The sequence below is a fragment of the Halobaculum sp. P14 genome, assembly GCF_051195155.1.
Lineage (GTDB): Archaea > Halobacteriota > Halobacteria > Halobacteriales > Haloferacaceae > JBNTKA01.
The window spans coordinates 255,824-279,470 of record NZ_JBNTKB010000004.1 but is presented as its reverse complement, the minus strand read 5'-3'; the positions used below and the strand labels follow the sequence as shown (position 1 = coordinate 279,470).

The 23,647-nt window shown below is 70.7% G+C and carries 26 protein-coding genes; 20 read left to right on the top strand and 6 right to left on the bottom strand.

Annotated features, from left to right (window positions below; all coding sequences use genetic code 11):
- Positions 1 to 86 precede the first annotated feature (86 nt).
- The 6 genes from sufS (at position 87) to ACQUS7_RS10145 (ending at position 4,997) form a co-directional block, all read left to right on the top strand.
- The gene (gene sufS / locus ACQUS7_RS10170) at positions 87 to 1,364 is read left to right on the top strand and encodes a bifunctional cysteine desulfurase/selenocysteine lyase SufS (RefSeq protein WP_435126151.1); all 1,278 of its coding nucleotides are present in this window, start codon (positions 87 to 89) and stop codon (positions 1,362 to 1,364) included.
- Positions 1,365 to 1,459: 95 nt separating this feature from the next.
- Positions 1,460 to 1,888 (top strand): iron-sulfur cluster assembly scaffold protein, encoded by a 429-nt coding sequence (locus ACQUS7_RS10165; protein ID WP_435128137.1) that lies wholly within the window; start codon positions 1,460 to 1,462, stop codon positions 1,886 to 1,888.
- Positions 1,889 to 2,009: 121 nt separating this feature from the next.
- Positions 2,010 to 2,672: a DUF4129 domain-containing protein gene (locus ACQUS7_RS10160; RefSeq protein WP_435146773.1), complete on the top strand. Its 663-nt coding sequence runs from the start codon at positions 2,010 to 2,012 to the stop codon at positions 2,670 to 2,672.
- A complete protein-coding gene (locus ACQUS7_RS10155; protein ID WP_435146771.1) occupies positions 2,669 to 3,214 on the top strand; it encodes a DUF7269 family protein in 546 nt (181 codons plus the stop codon). The genes ACQUS7_RS10160 and ACQUS7_RS10155 overlap by 4 nt, the downstream gene beginning before the upstream one ends.
- A complete protein-coding gene (locus ACQUS7_RS10150) occupies positions 3,211 to 4,506 on the top strand; it encodes a DUF58 domain-containing protein (RefSeq protein ID WP_435146769.1) in 1,296 nt (431 codons plus the stop codon). Before ACQUS7_RS10155 ends, ACQUS7_RS10150 begins: the two co-directional genes overlap by 4 nt.
- Positions 4,503 to 4,997, top strand: a complete 495-nt coding sequence (locus ACQUS7_RS10145) for a DUF7519 family protein (protein ID WP_435146767.1) — start codon at positions 4,503 to 4,505, stop codon at positions 4,995 to 4,997. The genes ACQUS7_RS10150 and ACQUS7_RS10145 overlap by 4 nt, the downstream gene beginning before the upstream one ends.
- A gap of 122 nt (positions 4,998 to 5,119) precedes the next feature.
- On the opposite strand, the gene radA is transcribed toward ACQUS7_RS10145, so the two are convergent.
- The 3 genes from radA to htpX form a co-directional block, all read right to left on the bottom strand.
- Complete coding sequence (radA, locus tag ACQUS7_RS10140; protein ID WP_435146765.1) at positions 5,120 to 6,151, bottom strand: DNA repair and recombination protein RadA; 1,032 nt, start codon at positions 6,149 to 6,151, stop codon at positions 5,120 to 5,122.
- Positions 6,152 to 6,403: 252 nt separating this feature from the next.
- Complete coding sequence (gene pspAB / locus ACQUS7_RS10135; protein ID WP_435126169.1) at positions 6,404 to 7,042, bottom strand: PspA-associated protein PspAB; 639 nt, start codon at positions 7,040 to 7,042, stop codon at positions 6,404 to 6,406.
- Positions 7,042 to 7,914, bottom strand: coding sequence for a zinc metalloprotease HtpX (gene htpX, locus ACQUS7_RS10130; protein WP_435146762.1), 873 nt, complete (start codon positions 7,912 to 7,914; stop codon positions 7,042 to 7,044). Before htpX ends, pspAB begins: the two co-directional genes overlap by 1 nt.
- A 123-nt stretch (positions 7,915 to 8,037) precedes the next feature.
- Here htpX and ACQUS7_RS10125 point away from each other — a divergent pair, with 123 nt between their 5' ends.
- The 6 genes from ACQUS7_RS10125 to ACQUS7_RS10100 all read left to right on the top strand — a co-directional run bounded on the left by ACQUS7_RS10125 (position 8,038) and on the right by ACQUS7_RS10100 (position 13,959).
- Positions 8,038 to 9,042 (top strand): type IV pilin N-terminal domain-containing protein, encoded by a 1,005-nt coding sequence (locus ACQUS7_RS10125; protein WP_435146759.1) that lies wholly within the window; start codon positions 8,038 to 8,040, stop codon positions 9,040 to 9,042.
- Positions 9,043 to 9,109: 67 nt separating this feature from the next.
- On the top strand, positions 9,110 to 10,276 hold the full coding sequence (locus ACQUS7_RS10120; RefSeq protein WP_435126176.1) for an anion permease: 1,167 nt from the start codon (positions 9,110 to 9,112) through the stop codon (positions 10,274 to 10,276).
- Between the two features lie 268 nt (positions 10,277 to 10,544).
- Positions 10,545 to 10,934: a ferredoxin Fer gene (fer, locus tag ACQUS7_RS10115; protein WP_435126178.1), complete on the top strand. Its 390-nt coding sequence runs from the start codon at positions 10,545 to 10,547 to the stop codon at positions 10,932 to 10,934.
- A gap of 111 nt (positions 10,935 to 11,045) precedes the next feature.
- Positions 11,046 to 12,131, top strand: a complete 1,086-nt coding sequence (locus tag ACQUS7_RS10110) for a prepilin peptidase (RefSeq protein WP_435146756.1) — start codon at positions 11,046 to 11,048, stop codon at positions 12,129 to 12,131.
- A gap of 191 nt (positions 12,132 to 12,322) precedes the next feature.
- Positions 12,323 to 12,724: a phosphoribosyl-AMP cyclohydrolase gene (gene hisI / locus ACQUS7_RS10105; RefSeq protein ID WP_435126184.1), complete on the top strand. Its 402-nt coding sequence runs from the start codon at positions 12,323 to 12,325 to the stop codon at positions 12,722 to 12,724.
- The gene (locus tag ACQUS7_RS10100) at positions 12,724 to 13,959 is read left to right on the top strand and encodes a DUF7118 family protein (RefSeq protein WP_435146754.1); all 1,236 of its coding nucleotides are present in this window, start codon (positions 12,724 to 12,726) and stop codon (positions 13,957 to 13,959) included. Before hisI ends, ACQUS7_RS10100 begins: the two co-directional genes overlap by 1 nt.
- Before the next feature lie 92 nt (positions 13,960 to 14,051).
- Here the strand turns inward: ACQUS7_RS10100 and glmM are convergent, their stop codons facing one another.
- A complete protein-coding gene (glmM, locus tag ACQUS7_RS10095; protein WP_435146752.1) occupies positions 14,052 to 15,413 on the bottom strand; it encodes a phosphoglucosamine mutase in 1,362 nt (453 codons plus the stop codon).
- A gap of 151 nt (positions 15,414 to 15,564) precedes the next feature.
- Between glmM and ACQUS7_RS10090 the strand changes: the two genes are divergently transcribed.
- Positions 15,565 to 16,998, top strand: coding sequence for a DHHA1 domain-containing protein (locus ACQUS7_RS10090; RefSeq protein ID WP_435146750.1), 1,434 nt, complete (start codon positions 15,565 to 15,567; stop codon positions 16,996 to 16,998).
- A gap of 54 nt (positions 16,999 to 17,052) precedes the next feature.
- Here ACQUS7_RS10090 and ACQUS7_RS10085 read toward each other — a convergent pair whose 3' ends face one another.
- Positions 17,053 to 17,640, bottom strand: coding sequence for a response regulator transcription factor (locus ACQUS7_RS10085; protein WP_435146748.1), 588 nt, complete (start codon positions 17,638 to 17,640; stop codon positions 17,053 to 17,055).
- 142 nt (positions 17,641 to 17,782) lie between these two features.
- Here ACQUS7_RS10085 and ACQUS7_RS10080 point away from each other — a divergent pair, with 142 nt between their 5' ends.
- The gene (locus ACQUS7_RS10080) at positions 17,783 to 18,514 is read left to right on the top strand and encodes an RAD55 family ATPase (RefSeq protein WP_435126198.1); all 732 of its coding nucleotides are present in this window, start codon (positions 17,783 to 17,785) and stop codon (positions 18,512 to 18,514) included.
- 42 nt (positions 18,515 to 18,556) lie between these two features.
- On the opposite strand, the gene ACQUS7_RS10075 is transcribed toward ACQUS7_RS10080, so the two are convergent.
- Complete coding sequence (locus ACQUS7_RS10075) at positions 18,557 to 18,898, bottom strand: ArsR/SmtB family transcription factor (RefSeq protein ID WP_435126201.1); 342 nt, start codon at positions 18,896 to 18,898, stop codon at positions 18,557 to 18,559.
- Between the two features lie 264 nt (positions 18,899 to 19,162).
- Between ACQUS7_RS10075 and ACQUS7_RS10070 the strand changes: the two genes are divergently transcribed.
- The 6 genes from ACQUS7_RS10070 (at position 19,163) to ACQUS7_RS10045 (ending at position 23,484) form a co-directional block, all read left to right on the top strand.
- Positions 19,163 to 19,750: an archaellin/type IV pilin N-terminal domain-containing protein gene (locus tag ACQUS7_RS10070; protein ID WP_435146745.1), complete on the top strand. Its 588-nt coding sequence runs from the start codon at positions 19,163 to 19,165 to the stop codon at positions 19,748 to 19,750.
- Positions 19,751 to 19,752: 2 nt separating this feature from the next.
- Positions 19,753 to 20,352 (top strand): archaellin/type IV pilin N-terminal domain-containing protein, encoded by a 600-nt coding sequence (locus ACQUS7_RS10065; RefSeq protein ID WP_435146743.1) that lies wholly within the window; start codon positions 19,753 to 19,755, stop codon positions 20,350 to 20,352.
- A 59-nt stretch (positions 20,353 to 20,411) separates the two neighbouring features.
- Positions 20,412 to 21,245 (top strand): DUF7500 family protein, encoded by an 834-nt coding sequence (locus ACQUS7_RS10060; RefSeq protein ID WP_435146741.1) that lies wholly within the window; start codon positions 20,412 to 20,414, stop codon positions 21,243 to 21,245.
- Positions 21,246 to 21,354: 109 nt separating this feature from the next.
- Positions 21,355 to 21,717 (top strand): chemotaxis protein CheY, encoded by a 363-nt coding sequence (cheY, locus tag ACQUS7_RS10055; protein ID WP_435126212.1) that lies wholly within the window; start codon positions 21,355 to 21,357, stop codon positions 21,715 to 21,717.
- 2 nt (positions 21,718 to 21,719) lie between these two features.
- Entirely contained in the window at positions 21,720 to 22,949 is a 1,230-nt protein-coding gene (locus tag ACQUS7_RS10050) for a chemotaxis protein CheC (RefSeq protein WP_435126215.1), read from the top strand.
- Entirely contained in the window at positions 22,936 to 23,484 is a 549-nt protein-coding gene (locus ACQUS7_RS10045) for a chemotaxis protein CheD (RefSeq protein WP_435126218.1), read from the top strand. Before ACQUS7_RS10050 ends, ACQUS7_RS10045 begins: the two co-directional genes overlap by 14 nt.
- Positions 23,485 to 23,647: the final 163 nt, after the last annotated feature.

Genomic DNA, 23,647 nt, shown 5'->3' with positions numbered 1-23,647 from the left:
TCGGCGCGCTTCGCGTAACTGCTCGCGGTTTCGCGTCGCTGACGCGACCGAAGGGGTGTTAGTCCTGCAAACCGTTCGTGGACCTAATGGGAACACAGGAGCTGTCTCCGCTCGACGTCGACGCCATCCGGGCGGACTTCCCCATCCTCGACCGGACGGTCGGCGGTGACGCCACCGTCCCCGGCGAGGGCGACGGGGACACGAAGCCGCTGGTGTACCTCGACAACGCGGCGACCAGCCACACGCCCGACCAGGTCGTCGACGCCATCGCGGACTACTACCGGTCGTACAACTCGAACGTCCACCGCGGCATCCACCACCTCAGCCAGGAGGCGAGCGTCGCCTACGAGCACGCCCACGACCGCGTCGCGGAGTTCATCGGGGCCGACGGCCGCGAGGAGGTCGTGTTCACGAAGAACACCACCGAGGCCGAGAACCTCGTCGCGTACGCCTGGGGGCTGAACGAACTCGGCCCGTCGGACAACGTCGTGCTCACCGAGATGGAGCACCACGCGTCGCTCGTCACGTGGCAGCAGATCGGGAAGAAGACCGGCGCCGACGTCCGGTTCATCCGCATCGACGACGACGGCCGCCTCGACATGGACCACGCCGCCGAACTCATAGACGACGACACCGCGATGGTGTCGGCGGTCCACGTCTCGAACACGCTCGGCACCATCAACCCGATTTCGGCGCTCGCCGACGTCGCGCACGACCACGGCGCGTACATCTTCGTCGACGGCGCCCAGTCCGTCCCGACCCGTCCCGTCGACGTCGACGACCTCGGCGCCGACTTCCTCGCGTTCTCCGGGCACAAGATGCTCGGCCCGACCGGCATCGGCGTCCTCTACGGCCGCGAGGAGCTGCTCGAAGAGATGGAGCCGTACCTGTACGGCGGCGAGATGATTCGGTCCGTCACCTACGAGGACTCCGAGTGGGAGGACCTGCCGTGGAAGTTCGAAGCCGGCACGCCCGTCATCGCGCAGGGCGTCGCGCTCCACGCCGCCATCGACTACCTCGACGACCTCGGCATGGACAACGTCGAACGCCACGAGTCCCTGCTCGCCGAGTACGCCTACGACCGGCTCACGGAGTTCGACGACGTCGAAATCTACGGTCCGCCCGGCGACGACCGCGGCGGCCTCGTCGCGTTCAACGTCGACGGCGTCCACGCCCACGACCTGTCGAGCATCCTCAACGACCACGCCGTCGCCGTCCGCGCCGGCGACCACTGCACCCAGCCGCTCCACGACAAACTCGGCGTCGCCGCCTCCGCCCGCGCCAGCTTCTACGTCTACAACACCCGCGACGAAATCGACGCGCTCGTCGACGCCATCGACGACGCCCGGCAACTGTTCGCCTGAAGCGGAGGCGGAGCCGGAGCGGTCGGCGTTGCCGGCGCGGTCCACGGGGCGGTAGCCTTTTCCACCGCAGCGCCCAATATTCCGGTAATATGGGTATCGGCGGCGGCTCCGACATGTATCGGCAGCAGATCCTCGACCACTACAAGAACCCGCGGAACTACGGCGAGATGGACGACCCGACGTTCTCGCACGTCGGCGAGAACCCCTCCTGTGGCGACACCATCCAGGTGGACGTGAAACTGGCCGACGACGACGAGACGATCGAGCGGGTCACGTTCTCCGGCGACGGCTGCGCCATCTCGCAGGCCTCGGCGTCGATGCTCTCCCAGCGCCTGCAGGGGATGACCATCGACGAACTGGAGGCGATGGACACCGACGACGTCACCGAGATGCTCGGCGTCGACATCTCCCCGATGCGAATCAAGTGCGCCGTGCTCGCCCGGCAGGTCGCACAGGACGGCGCGAAGCTGTACGAGGGCGACCTCGACGACCTCGACGTCACCAAGACCGAAGACGACGAGTAGCGACGGCGGCTCCTTCTCCCGGCCCGAGCGGCTCGACCAGCGGAGCCGCGTTCGTCGGCCGCGCGACCGGCTTCGCCTCGCCGGCGAAAGATTCACGCGGTCGCTCGCGTATGCACGGACCGTGCCTCCCCGCACGTCCGCTCCCCTCCTGGTCGCGGCGCTGGCCGTCCTCGCGCTCGCCGTGGGCGCCAGCACGTTCGACGCCGTCCACCGGCTCGACGGCGCGTCCGCCGGCGCGCCGAACGACGGTGTGCGCGCGGATTCGTCCAGCGCCAGCCCCGAACAGCAGCGCAGCCAACAGCAGGACGCCGCGCCCGACGACGATGCCGGCGCCGACACCGGCGGCGACGTCGACCGGACCGGCACCGGCGGGTCCCCGGTTCTCATGGTCGGCTTCGTCGCCGCCGGCGTGCTCGCGGCCGCCGTCCTCCTCCGGAGGCTCGCCGCCGGCGACGGCGAGTCCGTTGACCGGTCGACCGGCGACGGCTCCGACGACGACGCCGGGCGGAGAGCCGACCGGGCGGACCCGACGCCCGAGAACCCGGTCACTGCGGCGTGGCTCACGCTCGCGCGCCGCGTCGCCGGCGCCGACTGGCGACGCCGGACGCCCGGCGAAATCGCGGCTGCGGCGCGGGACGACGGGCTGCCGGCCGCCTCCGTCGCCGAACTCCGCGGCCTGTTCGAGCGGGTGCGCTACGGCGGCGCGCCGGTGACGCCCGAACGCGAGGCGCGCGCCGAAGCCGCGGTCGACCGGCTGGACGCGGGCGGCGAGAACGCACAGTGACGCCCGCGTCGCTCCGGCGAGCCCTGCTCGCCGTCGGCGTCGTCGGCTGTGCGTACGGACTCGTCGCCGTCGCGGTTCCGGCGGCGGCCGTCCCGCTCCCCCTTTCGACCCCGGTCGTCGCGGCGGTCGGACTCGCCGCGTTCGCCGCCGCCGCTGTCGGCGGGATGCGGCGGGTCCGGCGGCCACGACCGCTCCCCGTCGGGGACGGCCCGGAGCCGTATCCGGCGCCCGGCGACGACTGGCGAGCCAGGCTCGCAGCGACGAGCGCGGCCGACGAGGACGCCCAGCGCGCGCTCCGCGACGACCTCGCCGCGTCGGCGGTCGCGGCGCTGGCCGCACGCGGCACGCCGCCCGAGACCGCCCGCGACCGCGTCGAACGGGGCGTCTGGACGGACGACCCGCTCGCGGCGGCGTACCTCCGCGGCGACCCGCCGTCGCTCGCCGAGCGAATCAGGGCCGTGTTCGGCGGCGACGCCCCGTTCCGTCGGCGCGCCCGGCGGACGATGGCCGCCGTCGCCGCGATCCGCGAGGTGGACGAGTGACCCGGACGAGCCGCTGGGACGGCGCCGTCTCGCTCTCGCTCCTCGCGGTCGCGCTCGGCGTCGTGACCGGCCGGCCGGCGCTGCTCGTCGCCGCGTCGGTGCCGCTCGCGCTCGGCGCCGTCACGCGGGCGCGCGCCCCGCCGGAGCCGACGCTCACCGTCTCCCGCGACGTTTCGGAGCGAACGCCGCGCCCGGGCGAGGACGTCAGGGTCTCGCTCCGCGTCCGCAACGACGGCGACCGGACGCTCCGGTCGCTCCGGTTCGCCGACGACGTCCCGCGCGGACTCGACGTCGTCGACGGCTCCCCCGAGCGCGCCACGCCGCTCCGGCCCGACGCGACCGCGACGGTCGAGTACGTCGTGACCGCGGCCCGCGGGCGCCACGAGTTCGACGCGCTGACGGTTCGGACCGGCGCCCCGCCGTCCGGTCGGGAGCGGCGAACCACGGTCCGAGCCGACCCGGTCACCGTCGAGTGCGTCCCGCGGCTCGACAGCGACCCTCGGCCGCCGCGTCGGGCGGTCGCCCGGTTGGCCGGCACCGCTCCGAGCCCCGGCGAGGGCGCCGGCACCGAGTTCAGCTCCGTCAGGGAGTACCACCGCGGCGACCCGGTTTCGCACATCGACTGGCGCGGCTGGGCGAAGCGCGGCGAGCCGACGACGGTCGCGTTCCGCGCCGAGCGGACCGCCCGCGTCGTACTCGTCGTCGACGCCCGCGCCGCGGCCTACGTCGCTCCCGACCCGGCGGGGCCGCCGGCCGTAGACCGGTGTGTCGCCGCCGCCCGGTCCGTCGCCGGCGGCCTCCTCTCCGCCGGCCACCGAGTCGGCGTCGCCGCGCTGTCGCCGCGGCCGTGCAGAATCGGCCCGGGCGCCGGGTCGGGCCACCGTGCCCGGCTGGAGCGCGCGCTCGCGCTCTCCTCCGCGTTCGACGCGGCGCCACCGCCGAACGACGCCGCGGGTGACGACGCGGACGCCGTCGCGGGTGACGACGCGGACCGGGACGCACGGGCGGTGCTCGACGGCGTGCGCCGCTGGCTGCCGGGCGACGCGCGAGTCGTGGTCTGCTCGCCGCTGACCGACGACGGGGCCGTCGACGCCGCCCGGCGCCTGGCCGGGTACGGACACGAGGTCGCGGTGCTCTCGCCGGACCCGACGACCGTCGACTCCCCGGTGGCCCGCTTCGCGCGCGCCGAACGCGACCGGCGGCTCACGGCGCTTCGCAGCCGCGGAATCACGGTCGTCGACGTCCCGTTCGACGCCGACCCGGGCGACGCACTCCGGCGGAGGGCGCCGTGACTCGGCCCGGGCGGACCGGACTCGGCGTCGCCGTCGTCGCCGGAGCGGTCGCCGTCGGCGCGCTCCTCGCTGTCGGCGAGCCCCGGCCGGCGCTGCTCGCGCTCGGCGGCGTCGCGCTGGTCGCCGTCGGCGCACACCGGCCGGCTCGGCGCCCGGTTTCGCTCGGCGGCCTGACGCTCGCGGCCGGCGTTCTCCTCGCGGGCGCCGTCGGTGTCGGCGCGGTGCCGCTGCTCGTCGCGTCGGGCGCGGCCGCGCTCGCGTACGACGCCGCCGACCGGGCGGCGACGCTCCGCGCCGGGTCGAGGCGGACGACCGACACGCGGGAGGCCGAACTCAGCGGGTCGGCGCTGACGCTCATCGTCGTTCTCCTCGCCGGCGGCGGCGGGTACCTCGCGACGCTCGCCGTCTCGTCGGCGTCGGCGATCGCGGTGCTCGCGCTGCTCGCGGGCGCGGTGTCGCTGGTGGCGCTGCTCGGTAGCCGGGCGCCGTAGGGACGCTGCTCCCGCTCGGCCACGGTCTTGCGCGCGAGGAGATGAGGTCCGCGTGAGAATCGGTGCGTCGGGGCGGGGACCGGGACGAGGGCCGCCGGCCGGTGACGCTGCCGGGTCGGCGGTTACTCGGGCTTCAGGCCTTCGTCCTGCACGCGCATGATGGCCTCGCCGTCGGCGAGGTTCGGCGCGTCGACGAGTCGGACGATGCGCTTGTCGCCCTTCGACTTCCGGAGGTAGATGCGGAACGTCGAGGTGTGTCCGAGGATGTTGCCGCCGATGGGCTGGGTCGGGTCGCCGAAGTAGGAGTCGGGGTTGGAGGCGACCTGGTTCGTGACGAGCACGACGCAGTTGTAGAGGTCGCCGATGCGCATCAGGTCGTGGAGGTGCTTGTTGAGCTTCTGCTGGCGGTCGGCGAGTTCGCCGCGGCCGACGTACTCCGCGCGGAAGTGCGCGGTGAGCGAGTCGACAGCGAGCATCCGGACCGGCCGCTCGGTGTCCTCGTGTTCGCTCGCGAGCTCTTTCGCCTTCTCGGCGAGCAGAATCTGGTGGTTGGAGTTGAACGCCTTCGCGACGTGGATGTAGTCGAGGAAGTCCTCGACGAGCGTCTGCATCGCCTCGTCGTCGTCGGGCGACCCATCGATTTCGCGCTCTTCGAACTCGCGTTCGAGAATGTCGTCGTCGAGCCCGCGCACCATGTCGTCGATGCGTTCGGGGCGGAACGTGTCCTCGGAGTCGATGAAGATGGCGCTGCCGCCGAGCCCGCCGTCCTCCGGCTGGAGCTGGACGTTCACGGCCATCTGGTGGGTGACCTGCGACTTCCCGGCGCCGAACTCGCCGTACACCTCGGTGATGGACTGCGTTTCGAGGCCGCCGCCGAGCAGGTCGTCGGCCTCCGGAATCAGCCACGACAGCTTCCCGATCTGTTCGCGTCGTTCGAGCACCTGCGCGCCGGACTCGAAGCCGCCGACGTCGGCGGCCTCGCGGGCGCCCTGGATGATGTCGTTCGCCGTCGAGTCGCCGATGTCGGCGGTGTTCGACAGTTCGCCGGGGCTGGCGACCGCGATGCTCTGGTAGCTCTCGAAGCCCGATTCCACGAGTTTGTCCGCCGTCGCCGGGCCGACGCCCGGGAGGCTCTGGAGGTCGTCCTCTGCCATCGTGACTACTCGTTGCGCGGCTCCGCACATAAACCCTCGTTAACACCAAAGTGAAAGTGAAAATGCGGGACGCGAAGCCGCCGGCTACTCGGGAAACCGTAGGTTTAGGCGGGAGAAGGCGGATGCCGACGGGCGACTCGTCGGCGGCGTCGCCGCGGGCCGAGCGAAACTGAACCGGGTGGGAGGCCGGGGTCGGGTCCGGTGCCGCGAACTCGGGAGTCTCGCCGCGTCAAGGTCGCTTCTGGTTCTGGGTCACTCCCAGGGGTGTGCCCCGGGCGTGTCCGGCCACAGCGGGTACCAGTACTCCTTGTCGGGCTCTAAGTCGAGTTCGCCGTCGAGGACGGACTCCAGTTTGAACTCGATTCGGCGGTCGTGTTCGCCGCCGTCGGGCGCGAACGGGTAGTAGGCGCCGCGGCGGAACGAGTACACCCAGTAGGCGCGCTCGCGGCCGGCGTCGCGGCCGCCGGACCCGCCGCCGTCGCCGTCCCGTTCGAAGCCGAAGACGGCGGCGAGGAGCCGCGACCCGTAGCCGCGCTCGACGAACTCGTCGGCGGCGAAGTGGACGGACGTGACGAGGTCCTCGGGGTCGTCGTCGGCGAGCACGACCCAGTTGTAGCCGTGGTCGTCCTCGTGCCGCCGGAACTCGGTGCCGGTCTCCTCGCTGCCGGCGTCGAGGATGGACTCGACGGCGTCGACGGTGTCGGCGAAGTCGGTGGAGTCGACGGCGGAGAAACACAGCGCGGCCTCGCCGACCGGCCGGAAGCCGAGGTCGGCCTCCATGGTGACGTAGGCGGTGCTCATCCCGAACAGGTCTTCGGGGTCGGCGTCGCGGGCGGCGTCGGACTCGGCGCGGACACCGAGCGCCGACTTGAGCGAGTCGAACAGGCCCATCAGACGGTTTCCATCTCGCGCTCCAGGTCGCGGAGCCGCTCGACGCGCTTCTCCGTGCTCGGGTGCGTCGAGAACAGTTTGCCGACGATGCCGGTCTTGATGGGGATGACGAAGAACGCGTTCATCTCCGCGGAGTCGCGCAGGTCGTCGTCGGGCACCTTGTCCATCCGGCCGTCGATGGTGAGAAGCGCCGACGCGAGCGCGCCGGGCTTCCCGCTGATGGCGGCGCCGCCGCGGTCGGCCGCGAACTCGCGGTACCGCGAGAGCGCGCGAATCAGCAGGAACGACACGACCCACACGACGAGCGAGACGGCGATGGCGGCGAGCGCGCCGCCGTTCTGCCGGTCGCGGCCGCCCGTGAACAGCCATCCCCACCGCACGACGATGAACGCGATGGTCGACAGGAACGACGCGATGGTCATCACCATCACGTCGCGGTTCTTCACGTGCGCCAGTTCGTGCGCCAGCACGCCCTCGAGTTCGTCGTCGTCGAGCGCGTGCAGCAGTCCGGTCGTGACGCACACCGCCGAGCTCTTCTGTGACCGGCCGGTCGCGAACGCGTTCGGGACGCGCGAGTCGGCGACGGCGACCTTCGGCTTCGGCAGGTCGGCCTGCTGGCTCAGCCGCGTCACCGTCGCGTGCAGTTCGGGGTACTCCTCCTCGCTGACCTCGTGGGCGCCCATCGAGTACAGCGCCAGTTTGTCGCTGAAGAAGAACTGGCCGACGAGGAACAGCCCCATCACCGCGACGATGCCGAACATTCCGATGCTTGTCTGCGACAGCACGGCGATGAACACGACGTACAGCGCGAACAGCAGGAACATCGTGAAGAACATCCGGCCGCGCAGGCCCCAGTCCGTCTTCCACTCCATGTCTCTCACTACTTGACGGACGGCTTAAACGCTGTCGTGCGTGCGGCGACCGCGGCCCGCCCGATTCCGAGAACTAATACGCGAACGGGAAGCGTTATTGTCGCCGTTCCACCCGGTCTGTCCGTGCAGCAGCGCGGGCAGTCGTCGGTGCTCGGCGTCGTCGCGACGACCGCGGTCATCGTCCTCGTGGTCGGCACCGTCAGCTACGCGTTCGTCGGCGGGACCGTCACGGAGGCCCCGAGCCGCGACCCGGTCGGCGACTACCGGTTCGCGGTCGACGGCGAGGTCACCGTCACGAACGCCGGCGGCGACGCGCTCGACCCGGCTGTCCTCTCGCTCGTCGTCCGCGGCCCCGACGGCACCACCCGCGTCCCGTTCACCGACCCGGCGGTGACGCTGACGGCTGACCGGTTCGCGCCCGGAACGACGATGCGGTACGGCGGCGCGCCGCTCCCGCTTCCCGCCGGCACGACCGTCCACCTGTACGTCGTCCACGAGCCGACCGGAGCCGTCGTCGACGACGCGGTCGTCCAGATACCCGAAGCCACCGCGACGCCGACCGCAACGCCGACAGCGACGCCGACGGCGACACCGACAGTGACGCCGACGGCCACCGCGTCGCCGACGCCGACTGCCACGCCGTCGCCGACCGCGACGCCCGCTCCGCCCGAAATCCGCTCCTTCCGAGCGCACGGCACCGGCGGCGACCTCTCGGTCAGCGTCCGCGCCGACGCGCGGCTGTCCACGGTCCGCGTCGCCGTCTACGGCCTCCGCGGCCGGGAGTGGACCCGCGTGGCGACGCTGCCCCGCGACGCGTTCACCGTGCGCGCCGTCGGCGACGACTACCGCTACCGCGCCCGCATCGACGTGCCCGACGGCCTCTACCTCGCGTCGCTCTCGCGGGGCGCCGGCGACGACGCCCGAACGTACTCCGACTTCGCACTCGTCCGTGGCGGCGGCGACGGCGACCGCGGTGGGAACGACACCGGCGACGGCGACCCCGGTAGCGACGACGGTGGCGGCGAGGATGGAGGCAGTGGCGGCGGTAGCGACGATGGTGGCGGCGAGGATGGAGGCAGTGGCGGCGGTGGAGACGGCGACGACGACCCGTGGTGGCGGTGGTGGTGACGGAGCGGCAGCGACGCGGTCGGCGGTGACGCGGGGGACTTATTTCCGACGCGCCACCACTACCGGCGTGGTCGAAGTACTCCTCATCGTCGGACTCGCGGTCGCCGCGTTCGTCGGATTCAACATCGGCGGCTCCTCCACGGGGGTATCGTTCGGCCCCGCAGTCGGCAGCGGCCTGCTGTCGAAACTCGCGGCCGCGGCGCTGATGACCGGGTTCGCGTTCGCGGGCGCGTGGACGGTCGGCCGCGGCGTCATCGCGACGATGGGCGGCCGAATCGTCCCGTCGGCGCAGTTCACGCTCGGCGTCAGCGTCGCCGTCCTGTTTTTCGTCGGCCTGGCGCTGCTCATCTCGAACACGTTCGGGGTCCCGGCGTCCACGTCGATGACGGCGGTCGGCGCCATCGCCGGCCTCGGCGCCGCCACCGGGACGCTCATCACGGACACGATGGTCCGCATCGTCGGCTGGTGGCTCGTCTCGCCGGTCATCGCCTTCTGGGTGTGCGCCGTCATCGGTCGCTACCTCTACCCGCACCTCGACGCCCTGTTCGCCGTCGACCGCAGCGACGGCTCGCTGCTGTCGTTCGACGGCGTCGTCCCGACGCTCGCTGACAACACCACGCCGCGGGAGTTCGCCGGCACCGTCCTCGTCGTCGTCATCGCGTGCTACATGGCGTTCTCCGCGGGTGCGTCCAACGCCGCCAACGCCGTCGCGCCGCTGGTCGCCGGCGGCTCCGGGCCGCTGAAAATCGAGCAGGGCATCCTGCTCGCCTCCGCCGCCATCGGCCTCGGCGCGTTCACCATCGCCCGCCGGACGCTCGACACCGTCGGCAACGACCTCACCGACCTGCCGCTGCTCGCCGCGCTCGTCGTCGAGGTCGTCTCGGCGAGCCTCATCACGTTCCTGTCGTACATCGACATTCCGGCGTCGCTCGCCGTGTCGGCGACGATGTGTATCGTCGGGCTCGGCTGGGGCCGCGCCACCCGGACGTCGACGCTCGGCGACGCGGTCGGCGAGGCGGTCCGCGGCGAGGGTCCGGAGGTGTCGGTGAACGCGCTCGCCGCCGAAACCGAGGCGGGCGAAGTGCCGCAGGTCGGCGAGGAGCGCGGCTCCGACCTGCTCGCGGAGGACCTGTTCGACCCCGGGACGACCGGCCGCGTCATCTTCTTCTGGATTCTGACGCCGTCGCTGTCGTTCGCGGCGTCGTTCGCGCTGTTCACGCTGTTTTCGGTGTAGCCGGTCGCCCTGTCGACGCGGCGATTCGCCGCTCGTACGGCGCCGCCTCCGCGGACTTTTCGCCGGCTTCCCGTCGGTTTCCGCCGACGTTCCGATAACTTCCTTCGTCACCTCGACTTCCTCGGCGGCGGCCGCTGACCCTGGCTGGCCGGAGCGAAGCCGCGGGACGGAAACCGGTGTTTTGGCTGGCCTAAACGGCTGGCTTCGGCTGATGCCGGGGACCGAGATAGCAAAGTCTAATGCGTAACGACCGAAAAACGCCGGTGAGATGCCCACGGTCGAATACCTCAACTACGAAGTACTGGACGATCACGGCTGGGAGATGGACGACGACGACCTCTTCGAGGAGGCCGCCGACGCCGACCTCGACGAGGAGGACTACGGCGAAATCGAGGTCAACGAAGGCGAGTACATCCTCGAAGCCGCCGAGGCGCAGGGGTACGACTGGCCGTTCTCGTGCCGCGCCGGCGCCTGCGCGAACTGCGCGTCCATCCTGAAGGAGGGCGAAATCAACATGGACATGCAGCAGATCCTCAGCGACGAGGAGGTCAACGAGAAGAACGTCCGGCTCACCTGCATCGGGACGCCGGAGGCCGAGGAAGTCAAGATCGTCTACAACGCGAAGCACCTCGACTACCTCCAGAACCGCGTCATCTAACGCCGCTCCCGCGCCGTTTTCACCGTTTTTGCTCGCGGACAGCCACCGGCTCTCCCGGCCGCACCGCGCGTATACCAAACGCCTAACTCCCCTGCGTCCCGCCGTTCGGCAATGACCGTACTCGGCGTCGCCTCAGCCGCCGACCTGCTCCGGCTGTTCGTCGTCCCGGCGTTCGCGTGGGCGGCGTACCGGGACGTGCTGACGCGGCGGCTGCCGAACAAGCTGTGGCCGCCGCTGCTCGCCGTCGGCGTCGTCGCGCTCGCGCTCGACGTCCTCCGGTTCGCGCCATTCACCGGCTACGAGAGCCGACTGTTTCTGGTCCGCGTCGGCTTCGCGCTGCTGTTTCTCGTGCCGTTCTCGCTGCTCGCCTACCGGCTCGCGGCGTTCGGCGGCGCCGACACGAAGGCGCTCATCGTCCTCGCCGTCACCTACCCGGCGACCCCGGAGTACGTCGTGCCGCTGTGGTTGCTCCCGGAGACCTCGTGGCTGCACACCGCCGTCTTCCCGCTCCACCCGTCGGCGCTCGGCGTCACCGCGATGTCGGCGCTGACGAACGCGGTGCTGTTCGGCCTGCTGTACGTCGTCCACATCGGCGTCCGGAACGCCGTCGCCGGCCGGTTCTCCCCGGCGATGTTCGTCGGGACGCCGACCGCCGTGAGCCGGCTCCCCGACCGGCACGGCTCGCTGCTCGACACCGACGGCGCCGTCCCGACGCGCGGGCTCGACCTCGACGCCCTGCGGATGTACCTCCGGTGGCGCGGCTGCACGCTCGCCGAACTCCGTCGCGACCCGGCGGCCCACCGCGACCCGACGTCCGTCGGCGCCACCAACGACCCGACCGACGGCGCCGTCGACGCCGACGTCCCCGACGTCGCGGAGACGACGCCGCGCCCCGACGGCGGCGCCCCGACGGACGACGCCGCCGCGGTCGACGCGGCCGTCGAGTCCGCCGCTGACGGCGTCGCCGCCGAGGACGACCCGTGGGCGGCCGACCGGTTCCTCGCGGAAATCAGCGGGACGGCGTACGGCACGACGCCCGAGACGCTCCGGGAGGGGCTCGACCGGCTCGCCGAACACGACGTCGTCTGGGTGTCGCCGGGGCTGCCGTTCGTCGCGCCGCTGTTCGCCGGCCTCGTCGTCGCGCTCACCTACGGCGACGTGCTCACCGAACTGCTCCGCCTCGTCGGCGTTCTCTGAGCCGGCCCCGTCTCCGAGGCGGCGTCCGCCCCGGCTCCCACCGGTGGCGCGCGGCGGCCGTGCCGTGTCACGGCCGGAAGCGCGCGAGGGGCGGCGGCGCGACCGAGCGGCAGCGAGGCCGCGCCGGCGTCGGCTGGGGAGGGCGAGGCCACGCAAAAGACCTATGCGACGCACGCGCCTCCCGTCGACCAATGAGTGAGCAGACGGAGGAGACGGAGGCGGCGCCGACGCGGCGCGTCGACGTCGACTTCGGCGAGGACGGACTCGTCCCGGCGGTCGCACAGGACGCCGACTCCGGCGAGGTGTTGATGCTGGCGTACGTCACCGACGAGGCCCTCCGACGCACCCGCGAAACCGGCCGCGCCCACTACTACTCGCGCTCCCGCGACGAACTCTGGGAGAAGGGCGCCACCAGCGGCCACACCCAGGCCGTCGAGGAGGTCCGCGTCGACTGCGACGGCGACGCGCTGCTGTACCTCGTCGACCAGACTGGCGGCGCCTGCCACACCGGCCACCGGTCGTGTTTCCACCGCACCCTCGACGGCGACGAGGTCGGCGAGCGCGTGTTCGACCCCGAAGCAGTCTACGAGTGATGGCGGGACAGAACCGCGACACCGGCGCCGACGCGGACCGCGACGGCGACGCAGGCGGCAGCCACGACGACCGCGACGGCGACGCGGACGCCGCTGACGCCGCGGTCGACACGGACGTCGCCGGGCTCGTCGCGGAACTCCGCGACGCCCGCGACCGCCGCCGCGCCGCCGAAGCCGCCGTCCGAGACGTCGGCGAAGACGCGCTCGAAGCCGTCGCCGACGCCGTCGAACGCGCCGACGGCCTCCTCCGGCGCTACGAGGACTCCGCGACCGGCACCGGCGACTTCGAGGCGTACCTGGAGTTCCAGAGCCAGTTCGCCGAACTCGCCGAGTCGCTCCCGGACGACCTGCCCGCCCGCGACGCCTTCGACGCCGCGAACGACATCGTCGATCAGCGCCGGCTCTCCGACGCCGACTTCGCGGACGCCCGCGACGCGCTCGCGCCGGCCCGCGATCTCGCCGACCGGCTCGCCGAACGCGAACGCGCCGAAGACGCCGTCGCGGACGCCGAACGGCGCGCCACCGACCGGCTCGCCGAACTCGACGACCGAATCGACTCGCTCGAACGCCTCCTCGAACTCGGCGCCGCCGACCTCTCCGCGCCGACCGAACGGCTCCGCGACCCCATCTCGTCGTACAACGACGCCGTCACCGACGCCTTCGACCGGTTCCGCCGCGAAGAGCCCGCCCGGACGGTGCTGCGCGTCGTCGACGACGCCGCGTCGTTCCCGCTCGTCGACGCCGGCCCGGTGCCCGCCGAACTCCGCGAGTACGTCGAGTCGCACGCCGCCGGCGACGAGCCGGTGCCGACGCTGCTCGAATACGCCGACTACTCTCAGTCGAAACTGAGCCACTACGTCGACGACACCGACGCCTTCCGGACGACCGTCCCGGTTCACCGCACCGCGCTCGACCGGCTCTCCGCCGACCCGTACACCGTCGATTGGCCGCCGGCGCCCGCCGGCGAACTCCGCGCCGTCGCCGGCGAACTCGTGTCCGTCACCGCGAAGTTCGCCGACGAGGAGGTCGTCGCGAGGGTGCGCCGCGTCGGCCGACTCGCCGACCGCGACGACTACGACCGGCTCCGCACCGCCGCCGAAGCCGAAGCCCGGCTCGGCCCCGGCGAACGCGACCGGCTCGAACGCGGCGGCGTCCAGCGCGAACTCGACGCCGTCCGGGCCGCCCGGTCGACGCTCGCGGACGCGCTCGCCGAAGACGACGAACGCGACCGCTGACGCTGTCTACCAGTCGGCCAGCCGGGTTCATCGAAAAGCCACTCAGTCCACTCGGTCGGCTCGCCGCCGAACGCTGCGTCGTCAGTGCGTCGTCAGCGCGCCGATTCGAGCGCGTCGCGGACGGCGTCCGCCAGTTCCTCCGCGCGGTCGGGGTCGCGCGCCTCCGCGTACACGCGGACCTTCGGCTCCGTGCCGGACGGCCGGACGAGCACCCAGGCGTCGCCGTAGTCGAGCCGGTAGCCGTCGATGGTGTTCGGTTCGGCGTCGGCGGACGCCGCGAACGACTCGGCGGCGTCGAGCATCGACTGCAGTTCGGCGTCGTCGTCGTACTCGAGGTTGACGCGGACGTTGTGGTAGTCCGCGAACGGCTCCACCACCGTCGAGACGGCGGCGTCGCGCTCGGCGAGCAGTTCGAGGAACTTCGCGGCGATGAACGCGCCGTCGCGCACCAGCCGGTACTCCGGGAAGAAGACGCCGCCGTTCCCCTCGCCGGCGACCGGGACGGACTCGCCGTCGTCCCACAGCTCCCGGATTCGCGTGATGATGTTGGTCGAGCCGATGGGCGTCAGTTCGAGGTTCGCGCCGACGTCCTCGCAGACGTCGACGAGCCGCTGGGAGACGTTCACCGCGGCGACCGTCGTGTCGCCCTCCGAGAGCGCCGCGTCGGCGAGCGCCGCGAGCGACGCGTCGCCCTCGACGTAGTCGCCGTTCTCGTCGTAGAAGATGGCTCGGTCGGCGTCGCCGTCGTGTGCGACCCCGACGTCGGCATCGCTCGCGCGGACCAGTCTGCCGAGGTCGGCGAGGTTCTCCTCGACGGGCTCCGGGTCCCGGCCCGGGAAGTGGCCGTCCGGCTGGCCGTTCACGGTGACGACGTCGCAGCCGAGCCGCCGGAAGAAGCCGGGCGACGTGAGCGCGCCGGCGCCGTGGCCGGGGTCGAGCGCGACGGTGAGGTCCGCGTCGGCGACGGCGTCGCGGTCGACCGCCGCGAGCATCTCGTCGACGTAGTCGCCGTTCGCGGTGCCGACCGACCGGCGCGTCCCGACGTCGTCCCACGACACGGTGCTGACGTCGTCGGCGAGCAGCACCTCCTCGACGGCTTCGAGCCGGTGGACGGGAAGCTCGATTCCCTCCGCGCCGACCAGCTTCACGCCGTTGTACTCCGGCGGATTGTGCGACGCCGTGATGAGGACGCCGGGAACCGATTCGACTTCGCAGTACCTGACGAGCGCGGGAGTCGGGGTGACGCCGAGGTCGTCGACGTCGACGCCGGCGGCGGTGAGCCCGGACGCCGCGGCGTCCGCGAACGTCGCCCCGGACGTCCGGGTGTCGCGGCCGAGCGCCACCCGGTCAGTCCCCCACACGGTCGCCGCGGCGCCGGCGACCCGGAGGACGAACTCCGAGGTGAGCTCCTCGCCGGCGACGCCGCGGGTCCCGCTGGAGCCGAACACCTTCATTCGATTCGACAATCCGTCGGTGAGGGGATAGTGGTTCCGAACCGCCACGGAATCCGTCGCCCCGCCGACGATTCTTCCGCGGTTCACCGCCGCCGGCCGCGCCGAGAGAGGCGAGCGTTTAACCGGGAGAACGCCCCACCGTCACGCAGACATGGCGACGGCTGACGCGGAGACTGACGCCCCGGTGCCGGCGCTGCACGGGCGAGCACAGCGGTGTGCGGCGCGGCTGCGGGAGGCCGACTCGGTCCTGCTGGCGTCACACATCGACGCCGACGGGCTGACGAGCGCCGCGGTGGCGTCCCGCGCGCTCGAACGCGCCGGGCTGCAGTTCGAGACGCTGTTCTCGAAGCAGCTCGACGAGGCCGAAGTCGCCAGAATCGCCGCCACGGACTACGACACCGTGCTGTTCACCGACTTCGGGAGCGGCCAACTCGACGTCATCGCGCGCCACGAAGCCGCCGGCGACTTCACGCCGGTCATCGCCGACCACCACCAGCCGGCGGACGCCGACACGGAGTACCACCTGAACCCGCTGCTGGAGGGAATCGACGGCGCCGCGGAGCTCTCCGGCGCCGGCGCCGCCTACGTGCTCGCGCGGGCGCTCGAAGGCGACGGCGACAACCGCGACCTCGCGAAGCTCGCCGTCGTCGGCGCCGTCGGCGACATGCAGGACACCGACGGCGGGCTCCGCGGCGCCAACGAAGGCATCGTCGCGGACGGCGTCGCAGCCGGCGTGCTCGCCGAAGAGACCGACCTGGCGCTGTACGGCCGGCAGACCAGGCCGCTCCCCAAGCTGCTCGAGTACGCGAGCGAGGCCCGAATCCCCGGTATCTCGAACGACGAGGCCGGCGCCATCGAGTTCCTCTCCGGGCTGGACCTGCCGCTGAAGGACGGCGACGGCGACTGGCGGCGCTGGGTCGACCTCGACGGCGACGAACGCCAGCAGGTCGCGTCGGCGCTCATCCGCCGCGCCGTCGCCTCCGGCGTCCCGTCCGACCGAATCGACGGCCTCGTCGGCACCACGTACGTCCTCACCGACGAGACGCCCGGCACCGAACTGCGCGACGTCAGCGAGTTCTCGACGCTGCTGAACGCGACGGCGCGCTACGAACGCGCGGACGTCGGCCTCGCGGTGTGTCTCGGCGACCGCGGCGGCGCGCTCGACCGCGCCCGGACGCTGCTCCGGAACCACCGCCGGAACCTCTCGGAGGGGCTGCAGTGGGTGAAAACGGAGGGCGTCACCGCCGAGGAGAACGTCCAGTGGTTCGACGCCGAGAGCCGCATCCGCGAAACCATCGTCGGCATCGTCGCCGGCATGGCCGTCGGCGCCAGCGGCGTCTCCCGCAGCAAACCCATCGTCGCGTTCGCCGACAAGAACGACGACGAGGTGAAAGTGTCCGCCCGCGGCAGCGGCCACCTCGTCCGCGACGGCCTCGACCTCTCGGCCGTGATGCGCGAGGCGTCCCGCGCCGTCGGCGGCGACGGCGGCGGCCACGACGTCGCCGCCGGCGCGACTATTCCGCGGGGCGAACGTGACGCGTTCATCGAGGCGGCCGACGAACTGGTCGGCGAACAACTCGAATAACGCGGTATCCTCCGAAAATTGCGCACTTGGTCGACGACGGCGGCCAGTGCGGGGCTAGACGGATTCGGTCGTGGACTGGCTGCCGTCGTCGCCGATGTCGCGGAACAGCATCCGGTAGTCGTCGGTGGAGAACGCGGTCGCGAGGTCGTCGAGCTCCGATTCGAGCCCTTCGATGCGAGCGATGAGGTCGTCGTACTCCGGGCTCGACCGGAGCTCGGTCGGCGTCCGCTCCGTCTCCAGGACGGCCCGCTTCGTGACGAGCGCGGCGGTCCGCTGGAGCTTCGTGTCGTAGTTCGCGCGCGTGTCCAGCCGCTCCACGGCGGAAACGATGTCGTCGCGGGTCGCCGGCTTCACCAGGTAGAGGTCGAAGCCCATCTCGATGATGTCGACGTCCGGCTCGACGGCGGTCACCATCGCGACCCGGCAGTTCAGGTCGCGTGCGCGGAGTTCGGTGAGCACCTCCGACCCGGACAGGTCCGGGAGTCGCCGATCGAGCAGCACGGCGTCGACCGTCTCGTCGGCGAGCTCCAGCGCCTCCTCGCCCGTGGTCGCGACGTCGACGTCGTAGTCGTCGGCGAGGTAGCCCCGGTAGAGGTCTGCGACCTCCGGTTCGTCCTCGACGATCAGCACGTGCCGCGTCATCGCCCCGTACTCACCGTGGGCCGCGCGCGGAATCCAGTCATGGCTGTGACGGCGAATCCTCCGAACTTAAACCTATCGCACACGGCGGGCCTCGGCGTCGGAACCGTTTTCATTTATGCGGCCCCCACGTCTGTCAACGAGCATGGTCGATACGGTCAAAACCGGGGTCGACGGCCTCGACTCCATTCTCAACGGCGGGCTGGTGAAGGACGCGACGGTACTCGTGAGCGGGAACCCCGGCACCGGGAAGTCGCTGTTCGGCATCCAGTACCTCTACACCGGCGTCACCGAGTTCGACGAGCAGGGCATCTACATCTCCTTCGAGGAGAACGAAGCGGACATCCGGGAGGCGGCCGAGTCCATCGGGTTCTCCGAGTGGGGGTCGCTCGTCGACGACGGCGACATCAAAGTGTACGACAAGAGCCACATGCTCCGGGAGGGCGATTTCACCTCCACGATGGACACGCTGCTGGAGGACTTCGGCGAGCAGGCGTACGACCGCCTCGTCCTCGACTCGCTCACGATGTTCGAACTGTTCTTCGAGACGGAGCAGGAGAAACGCACCTACCTGTTGAAGTTCTCCGACATCCTCAAGCAGAACGGGCTGACGTCGCTGCTCATCAACGAGCAGGGCGCCGTCTTCCCCGAAACCGAAATCGGCCTCGAGAACTTCCTCACCGACGGGAACATCTACTTCATCCAGACGCCGACCGACTCCGGCGTGAACCGCTACGTCTGGGTCGCGAAGATGCGGAAACAGGACATCGACACCGACATCTTCCCGATGGAGATCGCCGACGGCGGCATCAAAGTGTACGAGCGCGCCGGCGGCTTCTCGATGATGGGCCGCGACGGCCCGGACGCCGGCTTCTAACCGGGCCGCCCGACGCGTCGCGCCTCAGACCCGCCCGGTCTCTCAGTTGTCGTTCATCGTCTGCCACACCTGGTCGAGCTTGTTCTTCACTTCCGACCGCCGCTCCAGCTCGACAGTGAGCCCGTCTCGGAACCTGACGTTGACCCCGTCGACGCAGCGCCGATACACCTTGATTCGGCGGTGTTCGTCCGACAGCGGCCGGTCGTGCAGCTCGATGAGGTCCGTCTCTTCGAGTTCGTTGATGCGTCGGTAGCAGGTCGCTATCGGGACGCCGAGTTCGTCCGAAAGCTCCTGTGCCGACTTCGGTTCCCCAGCCGCGTCGAGGATTTCGGGGTTGTACTTGTTCCCGAGCACCTCGATGATTTCCTCGTCGTCCACCGCCATTGAGTATCGTATCTGATTTTCCGAGGTATAAGCGTACCGACCGCATTCCGGCCGTGTCCGCCGAATCTGTCGGCGGCAACTGGGCGGTATCACGGCTGAATACCACGACGCACCTGGCCGACTGGAACGGTTCGACGGATTGAGGCAGACGTCGCCGGTAGTTATCTACTCTGAAAACTAGCGAGTCAGGTTTAATAGGTGAATCCGATTCGGTGGGTCCAGAGCCCGGCCGTACGGCACGAGCCGGGACCCACTACCAAACAGATGTTCGAGTTCATAACGGACGAGGAAGAGCGCGGTCAGGTTGGTATCGGGACGCTCATCGTGTTCATCGCGATGGTGCTCGTGGCGGCGATCGCCGCGGGGGTCCTGATCAACACGGCCGGCTTCCTCCAATCGAAAGCACAGGAAACGGGGCAGCAGTCAGCGAAGCAGGTGTCCGACCGCCTGCAGGAAGTCGTCACGTCTGGTAACGTCAACAACGGCGAGGTCGACTTCGTGAACGTCACGGTCACGCTCGCACCTGGCTCCGGGGAGGTCGACCTCTCTAACGCCACAATCAGCTGGATCGGGCCGCAAGGCACCGAGACGCTGACGCACAGCTCCGCGAGCGAGTCGGGGTGGCAGTTCACGACGTCCATCGTGAAGAACACCGACGGCTCCAACACGGTCCTGAACGACCCGGACGACCGGTTCAACATCGAGTTCGACCTCAACGCTTCCAGCAGTCCGGCGTTCCTCCAGGAGGGGCAGTCGGTGACCATCAAGATTAACACGATGTCGGGCGCGACCACGACGGTCCGGTTCACCGTCCCGCAGTCGCTCGACGGCAAGGACGCGGTGGAACTGTAACCATGTTCGAGTTCATCACCGAAGAGGAAGAGCGCGGTCAGGTTGGTATCGGGACGCTCATCGTGTTCATCGCGATGGTGCTCGTGGCGGCGATCGCCGCGGGGGTCCTGATCAACACGGCCGGCTTCCTCCAATCGAAAGCGCAGGCGACGGGTGAACAGTCCGCACAGCAGGTGTCCGACCGCCTGCAGGCCGTCTCGACCACCGGCCACGTCAACGGCTCGCAGGTCGACAAGGTCAACGTCACCGTCTCACAGGCACCGGGTGCAGGTGAGATCGACCTCCGGAACGTCTCCGTCAACTGGATCGGCCCTGACGGGACGTACACCATCGTTCACAACAAAGTGGCTGCGGGGGCGACCAGCGCCGACAGCCGCTTCACGGTGACCGAGGTCAAGGACGCTGACAACTCCGCGCCGGTTCTCAACGACGCCGACGACCGGCTGAAGATCACCTTCGATCTGTCCGACGCGAACTCGCCGAACGAACTCGCCGAGGGCGAATCGGTCACGATCAAGGTCAACACGATGGCGGGCGCGACCACGGCCATTCGGTTCACCGTTCCTGAGTCCCTCGACGGGAAGCAGGGCGTGGAACTGTAAGCCGGTCCCGCTGAATCGACTCACACCTTTTTAGCGCTCCACGAACGTACACTGCACTGATGAGCGACGACCACAGCGATCCGGCGCTCGACCCGGACGATCTCGACATCTCCCGGAGCGAGTACGTCCGGGAGCTGGGCGACGATCGCTACGTCGTCTCCGCGGGCGCGGGTCCGCCGCGCGCCCCGCCCGACCCGGAGGACGACGCTCCGGACGCCGACGCGGAGGCTCAGAGCCCGGAGGCGGCGGGCGACGCCGCCCCCGACGACTCGAATGCTCCCTCGGTGAGCGACATCGCGGCCCGCGACCTCGGCGGCGGCGCTGAGGCGAGCGCGGACGCCGCCGACGTCCCGACCGGCAGCGACGCGCTGGACGGCCTCCCGGGCGACGACGGGACGGCCACGTCGACGCAGCCGGCCGCCGAGCCGTCCAGCGGCGCGTCTCGGCAGCAGGACGAGTCGCCGGGCAGTCCGGCGTCACACAGCCGCCGGGGCGCGCCGTCGCAGAACCGCGGTTCGTCGGCCGCCGCCGGCGACGTGGACGCCGCGACGGTCGGGCAGTGGCTCGCGGAGTCGCTGTCGGAGTCGGAGTTCGAGTACGGTTTCGACGCGACGCTGTCGTTCGGCGACGAGACGACGCGGCACCGGATGGCGTCTGACGACGTCGTCGAGGCGTTCGAGACGCTGGCGACGTGGTTCGCGGGGTCGGCCGCCGGCGACGACGCGACGGCGGCGCGGGCGCTCGGGATTCTGCTCGTCGAGATGGACTCGTCGGTGGAGGTGCCGGCCGCGGCGGTGACGCGGTCGCTCGCCGACCTCGGCCTGTCGCGGAGCGACTCCATCGACGACCTGCTCGCCGCGATGGAGGAGTCCGGCGGACTGACGCTGGAGTAACGCCCGGCGCCGGCGCCTCCGCGAGGGCTCACCGAAGCGGCACGCGTCTGTTTTCACGGCTGATACTCTCGGGGGAGCGTTTATGTCCGCTGGAGGGTGGCAGATACCTATGCCGACTAAAGTGTTGATCGCCGACGACTCGGAGTTCATGCGGAACCTGCTCCGGGAGATTCTCGAAGGCGAGTTCGAAATCGTGGGGGAGGCGGAGAACGGCGTCGAAGCCGTCGACATGTACGGCGAGTACGACCCGGACCTGGTGATGATGGACATCGTGATGCCGATCCGGAACGGCATCGAGGCGACCGAGGAGATCACGGCGGACAACCCCGGCGCGAACATCATCATGTGCACCAGCGTCGGGCAGGAAGAGAAGATGAAAGCCGCCGTGAAGGCCGGCGCGGAGGGGTACATCACGAAGCCGTTCCAGAAACCGAACGTCCTCGAAGCAATCAACGACGTGGTCCCCGCGTAGGGATGTACGTCGACATCCAGTCGCTCGGCACCTTCAGCGACCTGGCGAGCCAGGGCGCCGACCGCGCCGCCGACGCCCTCGGCCAGCTCACCGGCACGGACGTGTACGTCGACGTCACGGACGTGACGCTGATGGCGGCGGGCGACCTCGAAGAGGCGTTCGCCGGCCGGGAGTTCGTCGGCGTCGAAATCGGGCTGCACGGCGGCATCGCCGGGCAGACCGTGATGGCGTTCGAACGCGACGCCGCCGGCGAACTCGTCTCGCGGCTCATGCCGGGCGGCAGCGACGACGACGCCCTCGTTCGCAGCGGCGTCACCGAAGCCGGCAACATCATGACGTCCGGGTTCATCGACGGCTGGGCCGACCACCTCGGCGTCGCCATCGACATGACGCCGCCGACGTACGTGCAGGCGTCCGGCCCCGACATCCTGCCGGACGGCGCGTTCGACTCGGACCGCGCCGGCGTGTTCATGTTCGAATCGCAGATCTCGTCGATGGACACGGAGCTGTCGTTCACCATCTACATGCTGCCGGAGTACGCCGGCTTCACCGACATGCTCGGCCACGACGGCGCGAACCCGAGCGCCTCCGCCGCCGCCGGCGAAGCCGTCCCGGTCGACAAGCTCCCGGCGTTCAACCAGATGACGAAACGCGGCGCGTCCAGCGCCGCCGACAACATCACGATGATGACCGGCACCGAAACCGACGTCGACGTCTCCCGGCTCCGGTTCGTCCCGGTGCAGGACGTCCCCTCGGAGGTGGGCGACGAAACCGTCGCCGGAACCATCTTCGAACTCCACGGGGAGCCGAGCGGCTTCCTCGCCATCCTGTTCGACGAGGCGTCCGCCGAGGAGGTCGCCGCCGGCATGATTCCGACCGAGACCGACCCCGGCATCGGCGACATGGAGAAGGGGGCGCTCCGGGAACTCGGCAACATCATGACGTCAGGGTTCATCGACGGCTGGGCGAACGTGCTCGGCACGTCCATCGAGCACACGCCGCCGCAGTTCGTCCACGACATGGGGTCGGCCGTGATGAGCCCGCTCGTCAGCCGGCTCTGCCGCCGACAGGACCACGCGTTCATCATCGACTCCACGGTCCACACGCCCGACGGCGACGTCCGGTGTGACATCTACGCGCTGCCGGACCAGCAGGAACTGGCGGCGGCGCTCGACCGCATCGACCCGGCGGCCGCCGACGGCGGAACGGTCGGGGGCGATGGACTTCACTGATTCTCACGCCAGTCCGGGCGGCGACGCGGCCCCGCCGACCGAGTTCACTATCGACGGCGCGCCGCGACGCAAAGTCGGCCTGTCAGAACACGGCGTCGCCACCGACGGCGCCGTCCTCGTCACCAGCGGCCTCGGCTCCTGTCTCGGCGTGACGCTGTACCACCCGCGGACCGAAACCGGCGGGCTGCTCCACGCGATGCTGCCGGCCGCGGCCGACCGGCCGGGTCCGGAGACGAAGTTCGTCGCGGAAGGGGTCGGGCTGCTCGTCGACGAACTCGTCGACGCCGGCGCGGCCCGCGGCGAACTCCGCGCGAAACTCGTCGGCGGCGCCGCCATCCTGAACCTGGATCTCGGCGACGACGCCGGCTCAATCGGCGAACGGAACGTCGCCGCGGCGGAAGCGGTGCTCGAACGGCTCGACGTCCCGGTCGTCGCGGACGACACGGGCGGTGACCGCGGCCGATCCATCCAGTTCGACACCGCCTCCGGCGACCTCCGCATCTCGTACGCCGACGGCTCACAGCTCGTACTGTAGCGTCGCGGTCGCCAACCGAGCCTCAAACTGCACTCACGGCCTTCTCCACGGCGAACCGCTCCCCTGCGCGCGGCAATTACTCTCGGGGCGGTAGTTCCTCGCGGCGGTAGTCTCTCACAGCGGTAGTTCCTCGCTGCGGTAGTCACGACGGCCACCGATTCGC